This window comes from Natrialba swarupiae, from assembly GCF_008245225.1.
Lineage (GTDB): Archaea > Halobacteriota > Halobacteria > Halobacteriales > Natrialbaceae > Natrarchaeobius > Natrarchaeobius swarupiae.
In genome coordinates this window covers 1-831 of record NZ_VTAW01000085.1, presented here as the reverse complement: position 1 = coordinate 831, position 831 = coordinate 1, and the positions used below count along the sequence as shown (strand labels likewise).

1 protein-coding gene is annotated in these 831 nt (G+C 56.3%); it reads left to right on the top strand.

What is annotated here, in order from left to right; all coding sequences use genetic code 11:
• Positions 1-12 precede the first annotated feature (12 nt).
• The coding region (locus tag FYC77_RS20020) for a transposase (RefSeq protein WP_149083250.1) at positions 13-831 on the top strand (819 nt) is incomplete at its 3' end.

Below are 831 nucleotides of genomic sequence, written 5' to 3'. Positions count from 1 at the left end.
CACTAATGAAGTATGGAGGTTGTTCGGAACATCCAAGTCAAACTCGACGTTTCCGACGAGGACTCCGAAGTCCTCGATGAAACGTTCGAGCAATTCCAACAAGCGGCGCAACACGTCGCTGACCACGGATGGGACGACAACCCCTATAACATCACGGACACGAAGAACACGCTCCACGAGGAGACGTATTCTGACGTTCGTGAGAAACTCACTCTACAATCCAGTCTCGTCCAATCCGCGAGAAACCTCGCGGCCACCGCACTCGGAAACTGCAAAGACCGTAAATTCGACGGTGAGAAGGCGAGCAAGCCCGAGTTCAAAGGCACAGTTGTCGTGTACAACGGTCGAACCATCACGTACAACGACGACTCGGTATCCCTCGCCACAACGGACAAGCGCGTGACCGCTGAGTACGTCACGCCCGTCAACAAGAACGGAACGCCGTTCGCGGACTACTGGACGGATGAGTGGGAGAAAGCCGAAGCAACGCTCCACAAGCGCGATGGAACGTATTCCCTCCACGTCGCCGTGAAGAAAAACGTTGACCCCTCTTGCGATGAAGAATCCGAGAACGGAGTGGTTCTCGGTGTAGACTTGAACGTGGACGGATACGTCGCCGTCACCAGTACGGGAGCGTTCCTCGGTAACGCAGACTACCTCAATCACCGCCGCGACGAATACGAGCGTCGGCGCGGCAACCTGCAACGGGCAGGCACTCGCTCCGCACACCTCACGATCAAGAGTATCGGCTCACGGTTCGCTGGGTGGAGCGTGGACTACTTGCACCGCATCTCGAAAGCACTCGTCCAAGAAGCCATCGAGAATGAGTGT